This window comes from Paenibacillus canaveralius (genome assembly GCF_047238265.1).
Classification (GTDB): domain Bacteria; phylum Bacillota; class Bacilli; order Paenibacillales; family NBRC-103111; genus Paenibacillus_F.
On the sequence record NZ_JBDFMM010000001.1, the window covers coordinates 4734519 to 4751252 of the forward strand.

General features: G+C 55.1%; 18 protein-coding genes and 1 pseudogene. 4 read left to right on the forward strand and 15 right to left on the reverse strand.

All coding sequences use genetic code 11. The features are described 5' to 3' along the window. Window positions 1-25: 25 nt before the first annotated feature. The 5 genes from ABC395_RS21495 to ABC395_RS21515 form a co-directional block, all read right to left on the reverse strand. Window positions 26-754 carry a GntR family transcriptional regulator gene (locus ABC395_RS21495; RefSeq protein ID WP_413005881.1) on the reverse strand — a complete coding sequence of 243 codons (729 nt, stop codon included), beginning with the start codon at window positions 752-754 and terminating at the stop codon, window positions 26-28. A gap of 65 nt (window positions 755-819) precedes the next feature. After that, on the reverse strand, window positions 820-1602 hold the full coding sequence (gene frlD / locus ABC395_RS21500) for a fructoselysine 6-kinase (protein ID WP_413005882.1): 783 nt from the start codon (window positions 1600-1602) through the stop codon (window positions 820-822). Window positions 1603-1662: 60 nt separating this feature from the next. Continuing rightward, complete coding sequence (locus ABC395_RS21505; RefSeq protein WP_413005883.1) at window positions 1663-2676, reverse strand: SIS domain-containing protein; 1014 nt, start codon at window positions 2674-2676, stop codon at window positions 1663-1665. 105 nt (window positions 2677-2781) lie between these two features. Further along, complete coding sequence (locus tag ABC395_RS21510; protein WP_413005884.1) at window positions 2782-4125, reverse strand: amino acid permease; 1344 nt, start codon at window positions 4123-4125, stop codon at window positions 2782-2784. A gap of 16 nt (window positions 4126-4141) precedes the next feature. Continuing rightward, on the reverse strand, window positions 4142-4969 hold the full coding sequence (locus tag ABC395_RS21515; protein WP_413005885.1) for a TIM barrel protein: 828 nt from the start codon (window positions 4967-4969) through the stop codon (window positions 4142-4144). 362 nt (window positions 4970-5331) lie between these two features. On the opposite strand from ABC395_RS21515, the gene ABC395_RS21520 reads away from it, so the two are divergent. Further along, window positions 5332-5583, forward strand: a complete 252-nt coding sequence (locus tag ABC395_RS21520; protein ID WP_413005886.1) for a glycine zipper domain-containing protein — start codon at window positions 5332-5334, stop codon at window positions 5581-5583. Window positions 5584-5711: 128 nt separating this feature from the next. Here ABC395_RS21520 and map read toward each other — a convergent pair. The 3 genes and pseudogenes from map to ABC395_RS21535 all read right to left on the reverse strand — a co-directional run bounded on the left by map (window position 5712) and on the right by ABC395_RS21535 (window position 8831). Next, a pseudogene (gene map / locus ABC395_RS21525) lies at window positions 5712-6459 on the reverse strand (type I methionyl aminopeptidase). A 22-nt stretch (window positions 6460-6481) separates the two neighbouring features. Beyond that, window positions 6482-7357, reverse strand: coding sequence for a TetR/AcrR family transcriptional regulator (locus tag ABC395_RS21530; protein WP_413005887.1), 876 nt, complete (start codon window positions 7355-7357; stop codon window positions 6482-6484). A gap of 478 nt (window positions 7358-7835) precedes the next feature. Beyond that, on the reverse strand, window positions 7836-8831 hold the full coding sequence (locus tag ABC395_RS21535) for a TRM11 family SAM-dependent methyltransferase (protein ID WP_413005888.1): 996 nt from the start codon (window positions 8829-8831) through the stop codon (window positions 7836-7838). A gap of 281 nt (window positions 8832-9112) precedes the next feature. On the opposite strand from ABC395_RS21535, the gene ABC395_RS21540 reads away from it, so the two are divergent. From ABC395_RS21540 to ABC395_RS21550, 3 genes are read left to right on the forward strand one after another with little or no spacing between them, the layout of a single operon-like run. Continuing rightward, window positions 9113-9955, forward strand: a complete 843-nt coding sequence (locus ABC395_RS21540; protein WP_413005889.1) for an MFS transporter — start codon at window positions 9113-9115, stop codon at window positions 9953-9955. Then, a complete protein-coding gene (locus ABC395_RS21545; RefSeq protein ID WP_413005890.1) occupies window positions 9892-10320 on the forward strand; it encodes an MFS transporter in 429 nt (142 codons plus the stop codon). The genes ABC395_RS21540 and ABC395_RS21545 overlap by 64 nt, the downstream gene beginning before the upstream one ends. A gap of 18 nt (window positions 10321-10338) precedes the next feature. Then, a complete protein-coding gene (locus tag ABC395_RS21550) occupies window positions 10339-10845 on the forward strand; it encodes a MarR family winged helix-turn-helix transcriptional regulator (RefSeq protein WP_413005891.1) in 507 nt (168 codons plus the stop codon). 225 nt (window positions 10846-11070) lie between these two features. Here ABC395_RS21550 and deoD read toward each other — a convergent pair whose 3' ends face one another. The 7 genes from deoD to ABC395_RS21585 form a co-directional block, all read right to left on the reverse strand. Beyond that, window positions 11071-11781 carry a purine-nucleoside phosphorylase gene (gene deoD / locus ABC395_RS21555; protein WP_413005892.1) on the reverse strand — a complete coding sequence of 237 codons (711 nt, stop codon included), beginning with the start codon at window positions 11779-11781 and terminating at the stop codon, window positions 11071-11073. Between the two features lie 99 nt (window positions 11782-11880). After that, window positions 11881-12426, reverse strand: a complete 546-nt coding sequence (gene msrA, locus ABC395_RS21560; RefSeq protein WP_413005893.1) for a peptide-methionine (S)-S-oxide reductase MsrA — start codon at window positions 12424-12426, stop codon at window positions 11881-11883. Window positions 12427-12603: 177 nt separating this feature from the next. Beyond that, window positions 12604-12915 carry a hypothetical protein gene (locus ABC395_RS21565; RefSeq protein ID WP_413005894.1) on the reverse strand — a complete coding sequence of 104 codons (312 nt, stop codon included), beginning with the start codon at window positions 12913-12915 and terminating at the stop codon, window positions 12604-12606. A 166-nt stretch (window positions 12916-13081) separates the two neighbouring features. Beyond that, a complete protein-coding gene (locus ABC395_RS21570; protein WP_413005895.1) occupies window positions 13082-14134 on the reverse strand; it encodes an LLM class flavin-dependent oxidoreductase in 1053 nt (350 codons plus the stop codon). Between the two features lie 25 nt (window positions 14135-14159). Further along, window positions 14160-14933 (reverse strand): SDR family NAD(P)-dependent oxidoreductase, encoded by a 774-nt coding sequence (locus tag ABC395_RS21575; RefSeq protein WP_413005896.1) that lies wholly within the window; start codon window positions 14931-14933, stop codon window positions 14160-14162. A gap of 62 nt (window positions 14934-14995) precedes the next feature. Further along, window positions 14996-15151, reverse strand: coding sequence for a hypothetical protein (locus tag ABC395_RS21580; protein ID WP_413005897.1), 156 nt, complete (start codon window positions 15149-15151; stop codon window positions 14996-14998). A 49-nt stretch (window positions 15152-15200) separates the two neighbouring features. Beyond that, complete coding sequence (locus ABC395_RS21585; protein WP_413005898.1) at window positions 15201-16589, reverse strand: phytase; 1389 nt, start codon at window positions 16587-16589, stop codon at window positions 15201-15203. Between the last annotated feature and the right edge of the window lie 145 nt (window positions 16590-16734).

Genomic DNA, 16734 nt, shown 5'->3' on the forward strand with positions numbered 1-16734 from the left:
GGGTCTTCATGCGGCTAGGCATGTCTTATTTGGCTCGATGGACGGTCAAGTTGACCCGGTTGGTCTCACACATGAAGCTGGAGAGGTGAACCGGCTCATCATTCGCGTCGAAAGCGATTTTTAAGATCCGGAACAGATTCGCCCCGATATCACATTCAAGCAGCTTCGCGTAATCTTTGGTCGCCCCAATGACATCGATAATCTTATCATTGCTTACAATTTCGGTATGATACTCTTCCGACAAAATCTTGTAGGTCGATTCGTTCATCGCAATCTTCTTCTCCAGATCGGGGAACCGGGTGAGTGAATAATGGGCAATATCATAGAAAAGAGGGCGGTCATCCACGTACATCAGCCGCTCCAGCTCCAGCACGGGACTGCCTTCCTCAATTTGAAGATGCCCGGCTACCTCCTCCGGGGCCTGAATGACCTCACTCCGGAGAATACGGGAGTTCGGGATCATGCCGAGCTGATGGCTGAACTCCGAGAATCCGCTTACAGATAACAGTTCATTGTGGAACTTGTTTGAGGCCACAAAGGTTCCTCTGCGGGGAATCCGCGTCAGCGTGCCGTCCCGCACCAATTCCTCGATCGCTTTCCTGATCGTAATCCGGCTTACCTTATACGTATCGCAGAGCTCCGCTTCGGTTGGAATCTGTTCATCCGGTTTATATCTTCCGTCCTGGATATCATTCTTCAACATTTGCCGGATCTGCATATACAGCGGCTGGGGGGTTGAAGGATTTAAATTCATCGTTCATTCATCCTTATCCATCAATGATTATATACTACGTATTATACATTGATGGCCTACTACAGTCACCATGCCCCGAAATATCCTATGGTCTTCGCCGCCGTCGACGCGCCCTGCTCCAGACAAGCCTCAATCGAAAGTCCACTCAATCGGCCATAGATGAACCCGGCAATGAATGAATCCCCCGCACCCATCGTATCCACCACATTCACTTTTCCGACCCCGCACGTATAGAACCGCTCTCCGTCATAGGCAAGTGAACCGTTCTCACCCAAGGTAGCCACGGCAATCCGGGAACCTCTCTGCTTCACTTCGGTCAGCAGTCCCCGGATATAGTCATCGTCCCGGGTATACGAAAAGAACGGATAATCCACATGGGGCGTTAAAGTCTGTACGAGCTCGTCGCCAAGCTGATCCGAGAAATCAAAGGAGGTGACCAGCCCCTTTTCCTTAAACGCGGCAAAATACGTATCGGCATGCCCCCATATTCCCGAATGTACAAGCTGATAATTTCCTGCAAAGCTGATTTCCTCCGGAGTAAGAGAGAACCGCGCCATAACCCCTTCGTCATAATCGCCGAACTTGCGGTCATTGCCGATCATCTCGACCCGGGTTACCGCTGTTTTCCCTTCCTTTTTGGATATTCGGGAAGTATCCACGCCTTTGTCCTTAATAGCCCGGATCATAATCTCCCCATAGATGTCGGTGCCTACCCAGCCTATATAAGCGGTCTGTGCACCCAGTTCCGTCAAATAAACGGCCACATTCACCGGATTGCCTCCCGGGTAGGCTTTGCCGCTGGCCTGATAGACATCCATGCAGTTATCTCCGACTGTAACGATTCTCATCTTGTTCCCGCCTTCCCTGCGATTAAAAGAGGAGCACTACAAAGTAGTGCTCACGACATCTTAATATTCCATTTGACGATAGTATCTTCTAAGCGTTAACGGATGATTTCTCTCGCGCTCCAGGTGGACGCTGATACGGCTGAGCACGGACCAGTTGATATTGACGGAAAAGTGTTTTCTGAACTCTTCGCTGATGCCTTCCATTTTGAATTCCTTGGTATCTATAAGGGTCAATTTCTTCGTGATTTTCTCGGCAAAACGCTCTACACGATCCATGAGCGGACGGGTTTCGTCTTCACCTTTGAGCAAAATCACACTGGTATCCTCAAGCACCAGCTCAAGCGTGCCGTGGAAGAATTCCGCCGCATGGATCGATTTCGCATGAATCCACTGCATCTCTTCCAGAATGCACATCGCATAGGAGTACGTATTCCCCCACAGATTGCCGGAACCCACCATCATGTGGTAGTCCGTCTCCTTATGTTCCTTAGCGAAGGCTTCCGCTTTCGGATCGAAATTCTTAACCGCATCCAGAATCGCACGCGGCAGCAGGGAGACTTCCTTGACGAACTGATCGTATTGAGGGAACTCGTTATTGTTATACATGAAACGGAACACGACCATATGCAGCAGCATGAAGAACGTATCGAAGGAATGTTTCTCCGAGCCCGTAGTAATGCAGTGATCCACAATCTTCGTCAGCGGCGTATCCGGTTCGGCCACAAGCGCGATGGTAGTGGCCCCGCGTTCCTTACAGAATTCGGCTGCGGCCACAGTCTCCTGAGTGGTCCCCGATACCGAGGTGAAGATACATACGGAATCTTTGCTGAAATGGCGGTTGTTCATCACCATGAACTCAGCGGCGATCTCCGCATGAACGTCGATCGTCGAATTCGATTTCAAAATATATTCGTAAGGATACATCATCGCGATCGTGCCGCCCGCACCGATCAGAAAGAGGTTGCTGTACCCTTTCTTGCAAATTCCGTCCACAATCTCTTCAATCTGCCCTCTAAAGGCAAGGCCCTCTTGTTCCACAAGCTTAAGGAATAACTGCTCATCAAAGTTCAACATGTTCGTTCCCTCCCCATATTAGAGGCGATCCCCAATATGATCCATTTTATTTGTTATGTCTTGTATTATAAAATAACATTACAATTTAAACAACGTTTTTTTTGACTACACAACGACTCCGCTGTCCCCCGTCTTTTTGGAGCCGTATTTCTTCTCCCAGTAATAGTACACGGGCAGGCCTGTCGCGATAACAATGGCTGCCGCAATCATGCCTTGAATCGGGGCCCACGTAAAGGTTCCCCATGCCAGCCATGCCGCCCCGGCGATCGCCAGGATGGTCGTTACTCTCCACATGGGCATCCGGTAAATCGGGTTATAATCGTCTCTCTTCCGGCATTTATAGACGGCGGCAAAGTCGAGAATGTTAATAACCAGCTGAATGAGTGTAAAGTAACCCAGCAATTCCGTTAGATTGCTGAAGAACACAAGAATACAGGCAAAGGTAACCTGGGCGATAATCGAGAAGCTGGGTGTTTCGAATTTAGGATGGACTTTCCCAAAGCGTTGGAAGAACAGTCCGTCCTTCGCCATGGCATACTCCAGGCGCGGCTGAAACATAATACACGAGCTCAAGGAACCCAGAATAACAATGATTGCCGTAACGGCCACGAAGGATGAAGCCATACCCGATAGTCCCGGAATGTATTTCACGGCGTCGGACACGGCAGCGCTGGAACCCATCAGCTTGTCGAAAGGCATCAAGCCGGTGACACACACCGCAAGCAGGGTATACAGGCCAAGTATAATCAGCACGGAACTGATTAACGCCTTAGGGAGAACTTTCCCCGGATTTTTGAATTCTCCGGCCATAAAACAGATGGCGGCCATTCCGGTGTACGCCCAGGTCGTAGCGGATACGCCTCCGATAAGACTTGAGCTTCCGGCTCCCGCCGCCGGGGTGTAAGCGAAGTTATCCACATTCATATACATAAGTCCGAGCACAATAACAATCAGGAAAGGAATGATTTTAACGGCGGTAATAATGACTTGAAAGCTTCCGCCCCCCTTAACGCTGCGGTAATGGATGGATGTGATAATCAGAATAATCGCCACCCCGAGGAGCTTGCCCGCAAACCCGGCAAAGAACGGGAAGAAGCTTGCCAAGTAAGCCACGATGGCCAAAGCCATAATGGAAATGGACGGCGGATCGAGCGCCCAGAATGTCGCCCAGCCGTACAGGAAGGCCAGTGGCCTCCAGCCCGCCTTATTCAGGTATACGTAACCGCTTCCATTTTGCGGGTAAGCCGTTGATAATTCAGCCAGCACCATGACCTGCGGAATCGCGATGATCCCGCCGATAATCCAGGCCAGGATTGAAATCGAGGGAAGACCCGCCGCTTTTGCCACATCCCCGGAAGAAACAAATATTCCGGAACCTACCGTAGTTCCGACTGCGATAGCCAGGGCCGACCAGAAACCCAGTTTTCGTGTAAGTGTGTCTTTACTCATAGCGAGTTCCTCCAAATCAAGATGAGTAGACTTTCATATCCCTTATTTTCCCGATTGATTTCTTAAGTGCCTCATGCGGATTCTCGTAATAACCGGCTCCCATAATCTCTAAGGTGCAAGCTCCTTTATAACCGCGGCTTTGAAGGGCCGTTACATATTCTCTCCAATTCAGCACCCCGTCATCTAAAGCCAGATGCGCATCGGACGAACCGTCTCCATCAATCAGATGGAAATGACAAAGCTCCGGCAGTTTCGTAAAGTAATCCTCCGGTGTCTCTCCTGCAAGCTCCATCGCTACGGAATCGATCATTCCTTGTAACGAAGGGGAATGGATGTCCCTCATCACCCTCAGTATTCCCTCCACGCCGGTCAAAAGATTCGATTCGAACCGGGTCAGAGGTTCCAATGCAAGCGTCACCCCCTCCTTCTCAGCCACCCGCGATACCTGATAGATCGAATCGGTTGCATATTTCCACGATTCCGCCAAGGATACCGAGAAGTCCCCGTTTCCCGAAGTCATTAGCATCTTATCGGTCCCCAGCTCCAGCGCGGCGTACAGATTATCGATAAAATAATCGACGCTCTTCTGCCGCAAATGCGCGTCTGAGGCCGCGATGTTGAACGGATAAACGCACTGCTCCGGCGTGTAACAGACAACCTGAATGTCTTTGGACTTCAGCTGCCGCCTGATCTGCCTTAAGTTGCCGAGGACATTCCGGTAAACATACAGATGGGGCTCACCCGCCCACAGTTCGATATGGCGGATGCCGAGCTCCGACATGGAATCCAGGAAGTGCTCGAAAGGAAAATGCTTGTACGTAATGTTCATTCCGGCTAGGTTCATGGCTTCACCTCTCTTAATGAAAACGTTTTATTATTTGTTATGCTTTGTATTATAACTAGTAGTTACATATATTTCAATGCTTTTTTTAAGAGGCAAAAATTCCTGGTTGGCGTCTTAAAAATACGACTTGACTTGCAGTTCGTTTAACAGAGCACAAAAGAGCAAGCATGGCGGTGCTGCCCGCTGTGCCTGCTCTTTTCGGAATAAATCCGAGTCAATACGTCTGCCCCGGCTTATCGATCTAAGGTAAACCGTAACAGAAAGCAAGGGATGCCTTTTCTCGAGGACGGGTACACTAGGTTGGGACCAGCGCCGCTCCAAACAAGCTGTGCTTCCATACCACGTACAAGGAGGGAAACAACATGTCCGAGAATAACGATAAACAGAACCGCGGCCGCAATGGCCAAGACGGCATTAATGCCGGTGAAGCCGTTGGAACCGTCGGAGGTGCCGCGGCAGGCGCTGCCGTGGGCTCCATTCTAGGCCCGTTGGGCACTTTGGCAGGCGGGGTTGCGGGCGCCGCATTAGGCAACAAAGCCGGTGAAGGATTAGGCGAAAACGATAAGCAGTCGGGCCATGAGGGTAGAAACAGATCATCCTCAGGCCAAGAATAACCTCCACGCCAGAACAAAAAAAGGAGAACAGGATTCACTGTTCTCCTTCTTGACTTTGTAACTTTCTCCACTCAAAGCGACGGTTCATTTCCTAAAATGACGCCTTCCCGTCCGTTCTTCCTTTATCCTTACTGGGCCGTTAAAACCAGCGGTCCATCCGGTGTGATTGCAACCGTATGCTCATATTGCGCCGACAATTTGCCGTCGGCCGTTCTCGCCGTCCACTGATCGTCGTCGATCGTGATACGGAACGTACCTTCGTTGAGCATCGGTTCAATCGTAAATACCATACCTTCCTTTAACCGAATGCCTTTGCCGGCTGCGCCGATATGCTCGTAGTCTCGGTTCCTCGTGCAGGCTCCGCCCGATCCCGTGCGCCAGCAGATCGCGTACGACCGAAAACCCGTTCGCTTCCGCATGCTTCTGAATCGCCGACGTTATGTCTCCGAGCCGCCCCCCGGGGATCGCCCGGGCAATCCCCAAATCCAAACATTCTTTGGTTACCTTCATTAATTTTTGGGCCTCCGGCCGGATATTGCCCACCGCATAGCAATGGCACGAATCGCCGAACCATCCTCCGTATTCCACGACGATGTCCAGCTTCAGCAAGTCGCCGTCCTTAAGTGCCAGGTTGGAAGGAATACCATGGGCCACCACATCGTTGACCGAAGTGCAGGTTTCGGCGGGAAAACCGTTGTATCCTTTCGTAAACTGCCTGCCGCCCAGCTTGGTGATATGTCTGGCCACAAAGTCATTGATTTCGCGGGTAGTAATTCCAGGCTCGATCAGTTTGCCCACTTCGCGGTAACAGTCCGCAACGATTTGGCTCGCCGGCTTCATTTCTTCGATTTCCCTGGGTGATTTTAAAATGATCATCTATGTTTATTCCTTCCTTCTTTTATAATTTTAAAAACCGGGCGATATCCTCCGCCTCCTCGTGAAGCTTTCCGCTGCGAAGCGAAACCGAGGCGCAGCCGACCAAGGCGGCCAGCAGCATTTCCGCGTGCCGCTCCCGGTAAGGCGCTTCCGCCGCGTTTTCGCCGGAAGCGGCGATCCCGTCCGCCGCACGCCCGGTTTCCAGCAGCTCGGCAAGCGGCGCGAGCACTTCCCGGCGAAAGGCGGCCGTGAGAGGGGCCGAGCGTGCTTCAGGCAGCCAGGCAAAGCCCTCACCGGCCTGCTTATGCAGCAGGTACAGGGCGTGGTCCTCCGCCCAAAGCTGCAGCAGCCGGACACAGGCGGCGGCAGGGCCAAGCTCTGCGGCAGCGGCCGTTTTGCGGGTTCCGCTCGTGGAATCCGCGGCAGCCGAGTTCCCGGCGTCCGCCTCTGCAGCGGAGCCGAAAAGCCCGCCTGCAGGCTCCTGCCCCGAGGCCGAAGCGCGGGGGACACCGGGCGGGGCCTTCAGTTGGGCCTCCAGCGAAACCTTCGGCCGTGGTTCCAGCGGAGCCTTCGGCAGAGCCTCAAGAGAGACCTTTGGCCCGGCCTCCGGCGAGATGTTCGACCAGGCCTCCAGCGTAACCTTCGGCAGGGCCTCCAACGTGGTCTCCAGCCACCCACCGGCCCGCTCCAACGCGTCCCACAGCAGATCGTGGAGCAAATCACCCTTATTGCTGTAATAATGGTATACCGTGCCATAGCCCAGCCCCGCCTGCGCGGCCACATCGCGGATTTCCAGTAAAGGTCCTTTATTCAAAAACACATCGGCAGCGGCTTTCCGGATTTGTGCCAGACGCCGCAGCCGGATCTCTTCGTTTTGTTCCTTCGTGCGCGGAGTCATTCCGTCCGTTCACCTCTTTTATTTTTGACCTGCTATTATGTCAATATAAAACATCAGCTTGCGAATAACAAGAGTAAGCCGGAGGATTTCCGGCTCAAACCTATACCTGAAAACCGTGCTTGACCGACGGGTTAATCTCGAACGAGCGTCCCGTTTGGAAACTTGCTGCGGTAACGGTTCCTGTTAACCCCCAAGCCGGGGCTTAAGATGTTAGCTCAGGACCTTACTGCTAATTGTATGATGGGGCCTGACTGTTGCTATCATATTGAACTGTTGAACGGTAAATAAAAAAAGCGATAGACCGCCCGCCAAGGCAGGATCCATCCCTTTTTATTATCATGGTTTAAAGATTTTACCGGAGCTGACCACTCTTTATGCCGATGTTGTGCGCCAAAGCCAGAGTCCTTAAATGGTCCGCGCACCTTGGGATTCTTTTTTGCCGCTGACATACCGTTTTAACTGCGTATTACGCAGCTTTTTAGATATCCGCCTCCCTGGCGTCGTCCCGTTCCGCCCCGTCCTCCCGCCGCTCGCACACGATAATCTGCCGCTCGAAGCTTCCTTTGCGGACGACGCAGCGGTCCTTCACGGCGAAGCCCGCCTGCTCCAGAGCGGCGTCTACCGGCTCCGCCGAAATGACGACCGCCCGCGGAGACAGCCTGAGGGCGCTGCGCAGCATCTCGAGCTGCTCCTCCGTGCTCAGGACCGAGCACAAATTGTACGGCATATCGAGAAGCAGCGCATCGTAAGTGCCATCCAGCTCACGGATGTCGCAGATCTTCACCACATCGGGATACCCGAAGTGGGCAAGATTTTCCCTCGCGCCGCGGACGGCAAGCGGGTTGAGATCGCGGCCGACGATGTCGATGCCCATCGACAAGGCCTCCACCAGCACCGTGCCGATGCCGCAGCACGGATCGACCGCGCGGATGCCGGCCGGGTCCGGCACCGCGATGTTGACCGCGGCGCGGGCCACGCGTGTACTCAGCGCCGTGGAGTAATGCCGCGGCTTGCTGTTGTGCGCCAGCCAGACGGCTTCGCTCCGGCGGCACGGGCCCAGCACCCAGCGGCCGCCGGCGTAAGCCGCGCCGAGCAGGTGCCGGGGCTGCTTCATGTCCGCTTTGCCCCGGACATGCCGGCCGATCCGGCGCTCGATGGCGCGCCGCTCGTCGTAGGAGGCCTTCTCTTCGGCCTCCACGTAGAGAAGCTTGAACGTGTCCCCGTTCAAATCGAGCGTTTCGGCCTCCTCGGCCAGCTCGTCCAGGCTGGCTGCCTGGAGCCGTACCTCCAGCCGGTGCCGGATAAACGGGCTCCGGCTCGGGTCCAGCTCCAGCGGGCTCTCGGCCCAGCCTTCCTGCGGCCGGACGCCCAGCATGGTGCGAAGCTCCAGCAGGCAGAGCTCCTTTTCGTCCTCGTGGCAGGCAAAACTGTATACAAAAGACGGCACAGACCGGTCGTCTGCGGATGAATTCATCAAAATCCCTTCCTTGCTGTTAAGTGACTGGTATCCCCGTATTTTATCGGATACCCGGATCCGCGTCTACAAGCGGCTTTGCTTCCGCGTGAGGCATCATCATTGAAGCGCTCTTGCAGGACGGGGGTCGGGTTAACATTAGACTCTCTGTTTCAAAGCAGCCTTCAAGCTTTCCGTGCCGGCACTGTTCCGTTAAGGAATTGACTTTTAACGAACAGAATGGTTTAATTGTTTCCAGGAAACAGTTTCCCGGAAACAAAATCATTCAGGAGGTGTCCTTTATGCCGGATGCCAATCGCAAACAAACTGATTTTCTCCTGTATTTACTCTCTATCAGTGCTTTTCTGGCCTCGCTGACGCAAAATATTTATTCCCCCATCCTGCCTCTGCTGAGGGATTCCTTTCACGTTTCCCTCGCCTGGGTTAACGCGTCAGTCTCCCTTTTTATGCTGATTTTAGCGGTCATGCAGCTTCTGCTCGGCCCTTTGATCGACTCTGTCGGAGCGCGTAAAATTTTGCTTCCCGGCCTCTTCCTGACCGTAATCGGATCGGTTGGCTGCTCGCTTGCGACCCGCTTCGAAGGCTTCCTGTTTTTCAGGGCGCTGCAGGCGCTGGGCACGGCAGCCGTCCCGCTTATCGCGGCGATGACTATCGGAAGCCTGTTTTCCGGGCATGACCGCGGCAGAGCGATGGGAACGTATCAGACCCTGCTGTCCTTCGCACCGGCCGTCGCTCCCGTACTCGGGGGTTTTATCGGAAGCCGGGCCGGTTACCCCGGCATTTTCTGGCTTTTGACGGGGATCGCGCTCCTTATGCTGTTCGTTCATGCCCGTTATTTTCCTTCAGGCCGTGATGAAAAGGAAAATCTGTCTCCCGGGATGAAGCCTCTTTCAGCTTCCTCCGCCTACCGGACAATATTCGGCAGCAAAATCGGCCTTACCGTTATGATTACCGGGTTCCTGCATTTCTTCATCTATTTCGCCCTGCTTGTGTATCTTCCGGTTCTGCTTACCGATCATTACGGACTCAGCCTCGAACGGGTCGGGCTGCCTTTCTTCCGATGGCGGTCAGCACTATTGCGGGAAGCTGGCTGTTCAAAAAAATTCAGCACCGCACCGCTATGACGGCGCTGCTTTTTTGGGGCAGTCTGTTCATTTCCGGATTTGTCATCCTGTTCGCCCTGACCGGTATGGTGTCCCTGGCGGGATTATCCGCGGCGCTTGTTTTCTATGGAATTTCATCCGGATTCACCCTCCCGGTCCATACGACACTGCTTACCGGGGAATTCCCGTCCATCCGGGGCACGGCAGTCGGATTGTACAACTTTATCCGCTATGCGGGCATGGCGGCAGGCCCCGTCGCTTTCGGATTTCTCCAGGCTCATATTCATCCCGCCTTGCTGTTCGCATTGCTCGGATGCGCCTTTGCCACAGCCGTATTTGTCCTGTTAAAATGGGAAAGAACCGGAAAACCGGTCCGTTCCACTTAAAAACAGGAGGCGCTCCACATGAACGAAGGCACCGCCGAACATGAACTTTTACAAGCCAAGCTTCTCCAGTATCTTCATTCGAGAGATAAGGCGGCTGAGCTCAAGAAACAGAAAGCGTTCGACATGATCGGAGACCTGCGGACGGAAGAAACGGGACCGGCTGCGGACCTGAGCCAGCTCACCTTGACACAAATGCACGTGCTCCACGAAATAGCGGGCGGTGAGAACGCGAACGTCACCCAAATCGCGAACCGCATCGGCGTGACCAAAGGGGGCGTCTCCAAAGCCGTAGCCAAACTGATCCAGTCGGGACTGGCGGCAGAAGCTCCACGGCACGGAAACAAACGGGAGATTCATTATCTCGTCACGCCTCAAGGCGAACAAATCGCGCATGTGCACGATAAGCTTCACCGGCTTCTGGAAGAGAAACATTTCGGACTGTACTGCACTTATTCGGGGGAAGAGCTTTCCGTCATCACAAGGTTTCTGGACGATCTTACCCGGTTGAACGAAGAGCCTCTATAATAAAATGTATCACGTTAAGCGTCGTGTAAACGTCGTTTAGCGTCGTTTACGCACAACAACTCCTATTCAATAGACGCATGCGCCTTTCTCAGTCATTGCGATATACGGCTGCGGCTGCCTTCCGGCTCTTGCCGCAACAAAAAATCCCCGACACAAGTCAGGGATTTTTTACTTACACAACTGCCGGACGATGCGGGCCTTGCTTAACGGACCCGCTCCTTCCCTTTAATACCGGATCACCGTATCAAGTGCGACTTCGATCATCTGGCGGAACGTTGTCTGGCGCTCTTCCGCCGTCGTTTCCTCGCCGGTCACGAGGTGATCGCTGACGGTCAGAATGGAGAGGGCGCGGGCTTTGTGCTTGGCGGCCAGCGTGTACAGCGCGGTGGTTTCCATCTCTACCGCCAAAGTGCCGTACTTCGTCAGCAGGGCCGCCGTCGCCCCCTCGTCGTCGCGGTAGAACGTGTCGCTTGTGAAGACGCTGCCCACGTGTACGGGCATGCCTGCGGCTTCGGCGGCTTCGTATGCGCTCTTCAGCAGCCCGAAATCGGCGGCCGGGGCGAAATCCAGCCCGTTGAAGCGGATGCGGTTAACCGCGGAATCCGTGTGCGAAGTCATCGCAAGCACAAGATCGCGCACCTTCACGTCTTCATGAAAGGCTCCGCACGTACCGACGCGCACCAGCGTCTTCACGCCGTAGCTTTCCAGCAGCTCATGCACGTAGATCGAAATGGTCGGCACGCCCATCCCGGTCCCTTGAACGGATACGCGCTGGCCTTTATAGGTTCCGGTAAACCCGTACATCCCCCGCACTTCGTTATAGCAGACGACATCCTCCAAAAAATTCTCGGCGATGAACTTTGCCCGCAGCGGGTCTCCCGGCAGCAAAATTCGTTCCGCGATTTCGTTTTCCTTCGCTCCGATATGTACACTCATGATGGGTAGGCTCCTCTCAACTTCCGCATTATTGTTCATCCGGCCGGTACCGGCACTTCCGCCGGCTTCCGGCCTCCTTTTCACGGTACGGTGCCATAGTTATTTCCAGTGGCTGCCGATAAATTCGTCCCGCCCGGATTGGGCCCGGTCTTCTTTGTAATGCTTCGGATTTTTACGGTGGTAATTCTGATGATACTCCTCGGCTTCGTAAAAAGGCCCCGCCGGAACGATTTCCGTCACGACCGGCTTGTCGAAACGGCCGCTTTGCGCCAGCTCAAGCTTGGACTGCTCCGCAAGCTCCCGCTGTTTTTCCGTATGAGTAAAAATAGCCGCCCGGTAGGAAAGCCCCCGGTCCTGAAACTGCCCGAACGCATCCGTCGGATCGATCTGCTGCCAGAACAGCTCCAACAGCTTTTCATAAGGAAAAACGTCAGGGTCGAACCGGATTTGTACCGCTTCCGCATGGCCGGTCTCTCCCGCCTTCACCTGTTCGTAAGTCGGATTGACCTCGCTGCCGCCGGTATATCCCGATACGATGCCGTGAATGCCCGGCAGTTCCTCGAAAGGAGTCACCATGCACCAGAAGCAGCCTCCCGCAAAGGTGGCCAGCTCTTCTGCAGGCGCCTTTTTCCCGGTCTCTGTCATCTATATCCCCTCCCGTCTAACCGTCCAGGTTAAAATGTGTGCCGCATGGCCTAAAAATAGCACGGCTTCCACCCCTATGGCAAGTTTCCCGCCGGGTCGGTCCAGCATAAATACCCGCAACCGGAATTGCGGGCATCACATGTATTCGGAAGCAAAAGCCGGACCGCGTGAAGGAGACTACTCCCCCTCCACACCTCCGGAAGAATCTTGTTCCATACGGCTGAGCGCTGTCTCCACAAGAAAATCAAAAAGATCGTCATCTTCCTCCAACTGCTGCTCGATAGCGACAATCTCTTCTTCCGTGCCGGATTCGGCGGTAAAGTTCAAACTGTACATCCATTCTTTCCCCTTTTTGCTGAAAAGGGCCACCTCGTAAGCGGTCTTGCCTTCCGCCAGTTTAAATTCCACTTTGCCGATATATCCGTTCTCCGCATCGTGAATCATGCTTGCGTTCAGCACTTGAATCGTTTGTCCGTCCATTTCACCCATTATGTCACCTGCTTAAATTAGATTTCGTTATAAAAAAACGGCTTGTTCCTATGTGTTGGTTTATATTGTACAGGAAGAATCGTCTGCGGGATAGAGCGGAGGTCTCATGGATAGAAGCCGAAAATGCCCCGCCGCCCGTCTCCATGTTATCCGGAGCGTCGTCCCTTTATTCCCGCCCGATGATGCCGGATGCAAGCAGCTCGTAAGATTTCAGACGCTGCGCGTAATCCGGCACCTGGGTCACGATGAGGAACTCATCCGCCCCGCAGGCTTTCTGCAGCTCGTGCAGCTGCTCCTTGATCTGGCCGGCCGTTCCGATCAGCGTGCGCCTGTCGTGCGCTGCCGCTTTCTCGGGCCGAGTGCCGGCCGCAGCGGCCTCGTCCTCCGCCGGGGCGGCATCCCGCTGCCCTTCCCGGCCCGGCGCATGAGCGGCTTCGCTTCCGGCTGCCTCCTCCGCGGCGGGAAGCCCGGCGCTCATCCAGTCCGCCGCTTCTGCGGCCAGCTCGCGGGCCTGCTCCTCCGTCTCGGCGCAGACCGCGCCGACGGCGACGATGGCTTTCGGCTCCGCCAGCAGGCGGGAGGGCCGGAAAGCGCTGCGGTACTCTTCGAGCACGGCGGCGCCGTCGTTGTCGCTCATGAACCGGCCGAATACGTAGCCTGTCCCGTATTCGGCCGCGTAAGCGGCGCTTTTGGCATTCGTTCCGAGCAGCCACAGCTCCGGCGAATCGGCGGGAACCGGGCGGGCCGTGACCCGCTCTCCTTCCACGGTAAATTCGCCTTCGATCAGCGCCGTCAGATCGCGGATTTTGTCCGGCATCTGCCGCACATTCTCCAGGAAATTGCCGCTCAGGGCAAGTGTGACATGCGCGGAGCCGCCCGGAGCCCGGCCGATGCCGAGGTCTATGCGCCCCGGGTGCAGCGTCGCCAGAAGGTGGAACGCCTCCGCGACTTTAACCGGCTGGTAGTGCGGCAGCAGAACGGCGCCCGATCCGATCCGGATATGCTCCGTGTGGGCCCCGATGTGGGCCAGAAGCACTTCCGGACACGCGGAGGCGAGCTGCTTCATATCGTGGTGCTCGGATACCCAGTAGCGCGTGTAGCCGAGCTTCTCGGCTGTCCGCGCCAGCGTGACGGCCTGTCCAAGCGCCGTGTAGGAATCCGCTTTTTGCATGACCGGCACGAGATCCAGCACGCTGAGACGCAGCGGTAACGGTTTCATCTGTCTTCCTCCTTCGCGTCTGTCGTCAGAACCCGTAAATGGTCATGCCGCCGTCCACATAAAGCGTCTGTCCCGTCACATAGCTGGCCGCATCCGAAGAGAGGAACACGACCGGCCCGACCAGCTCCTCCAGCCTGCCCACCCGTTTCAGTGGCGTGCGGCCCGTCACTTCGGCCACGAAAGATTCGTCGGCCAGCAGCTTCTCCGTAAGCGGCGTCGGGAAATACCAGGGACCGATGGCGTTGACCAGGATATCGTATTTCGCCCATTCCAGCGCCAGGATTTTGGTCATTTGAATAAGTGCCGCTTTGGTCGAGCCGTATACGACTCCCGTGCGCAGCGCCATATGGCCCGCAACGGAGGCGACATTCACGATCCGTCCGCCCCCGTTATCCTTCATATGGCGCCCGACGGTCTGTGACATCAGAAAAGCGGACTTGAGATTCGTCTGCACGATCGCGTCCCACTCTTCATCCGTTACTTCGAGCGCCGGCGTGCGGATGTTCATACCCGCGTTATTGACGAGAATATCGAGGCGTCCCGCTTCGCGTACGGCACGGCCGACAGCCTCCGTCACGCCTTCGCGCGTTCCCGCATCGGCCGCTATCGCGTAGGCTTTGCGTCCGGTCGCTTCGGCAATTTCGGCCGCTACCGCGTCCAGATCGCTCTGTGTCCGCGAAAGCAGCACGACATCCGCTCCGGCTTCCGCCAGACCGATCGCCAGCGCTCTGCCGATGCCTCTTCCCGCTCCGGTCACCAGAGCCGTTTTGCCTTCCAGCTGAAAAGACGGCAAATACATTCCTATCCACTCCTTTTATATAACCGCACCCGTCCATACGGGAACAGAACAGTAAACTAAATTTAGTTTTCATGATAAAAGATTAACCGCCAGAAAGCAAAGGCCAGCTTTTCAAAATCAGGAATTGATTGCATGAAGCGGATAAGCGGGAAAAGACCGGAACGGTGCGGACGGACAAACGCCGGACGTAAAAAACAGACAGGTTTCGGACGGCCCATGCTTTCCTGCGCCTTCCGAACCTGTCTGCGTGTCTGTCTGTCTAAACCGTCAACCGTCTTTACGCGTGGTGAGCTTGCGGGGGTCCATGCCGTTATCGATACGGAGAGGAGCGTGGAACGACTTCGCCAGCTTATCCCACGATACGATTTTAAAGTTCTGGTTGCGTTTGTTTCCGTTATCCGCATTTTCATCGTCCTGCGCCACGAAAATTCCGTTAGGATAAGCCGGGCCCAGACCGAATCCGGCGACATCGATTCCGTCCGTCTCCGTTGTTCCGTCGATGAGACCGTCCTTAACGGCGAAGCTGCCCAAATAGCGGTTTGTGCCCTGGCGGTTGTAAACCGCGTAAGTGCTGTCTCCCTGGCTGGAAGCCAGCAGATAGCCTTTGCCGTCGGACCCGTAATACAGTGTTAATCCTTCAATGTCGGCGGTTAAATGCCCTTTCCCTGCCTCATCCACCTTGGCGTAAGGCTTCAGGCCGCTGTCCGGTTCGGCACCGATTTTCCAGATGGCCTTATCTTCTTCCGCAATATAGATCGTCCCGTACTCGTCGTCCGCTACAATTCCTTCCGCTTGGGACGCCAGTTTGAAGTGGCGTACAAGCTTGCCTTCCACACCGGCCGGTCCGGGTATCAGCTCGATTTGTTCGAATTCCCCCTCTTTGCCGAGCACAAGCGCGTAGTACTTGCCGGTTTTAAGGCTGTGATACAGGCTGAAGCCGTACACCTCGCCCATGTCCGGCTTGATCGGCTTGGCCGCGATATTCGTGAGCGCACCCGTCTCCGGGGAGATCGAGAAAACGTCGATCGTATTACTCGACCGGTTCGTCGCCGCCGCAATGTCCATTCGCTTGCCGCCGAGCTCATATCCGTAGCGCACGTCAATATTGTTCATTTTGCCGAGCTTGTAGGACTGGACCTGCTTGCCGTTCAGGTCATAGACCAGAATGCCGCCGCCCTTGTTGGTGGCCATCAGCTTGCTCTTGGCAGGATCGTCCGGATGGACCCAGATAGCGGGATCATCGGCCGCATCCTCCCCCGTGTCGACCGCTTCCGTTTCACCGTCCGCCGTTACCCGGACAAGCTCCCCGCCGGCAGCCGTCTGATCCCCGCCCCCGCTGCGCAGCTTGCTGAGCACGAGCTCAACGAAGCCCGGCGGCACATAGGTTTTGTCCCCGATCAGCTTCACGCGCCCGTTCAATTTTCCATCCGTTCCGTTTAGCTTATATCCGTCGTTCCCGATGGTGACCGAACCTTCCGGACCGTTCTGCAGAGCAAAATCGGCCGTTTGTGTGCTCTGATTCCACGACACGCGTGCCCCTGCCTGCTCCAGCATATCCCTCAGCGGTTCATAGCCTTCCTCGACCGAAGCCCAGGCAGCCTGGCTGTAAAAACTTGCGGCGATCAGCAGTACGCTAAAGCTTTTGAACAGTTTCATCGTTAAGGTCCTCCCGGCGTTACCCGAATAAGCTTCTGCCCTTATTATGAAGATTGAATATTAGGGGAAATCACGGAAGGCATTAACGTTTTGTTAAAACGCGTTTCATTTATAAAGCCGATTGCCGGAGGAAAGTATTGACAGA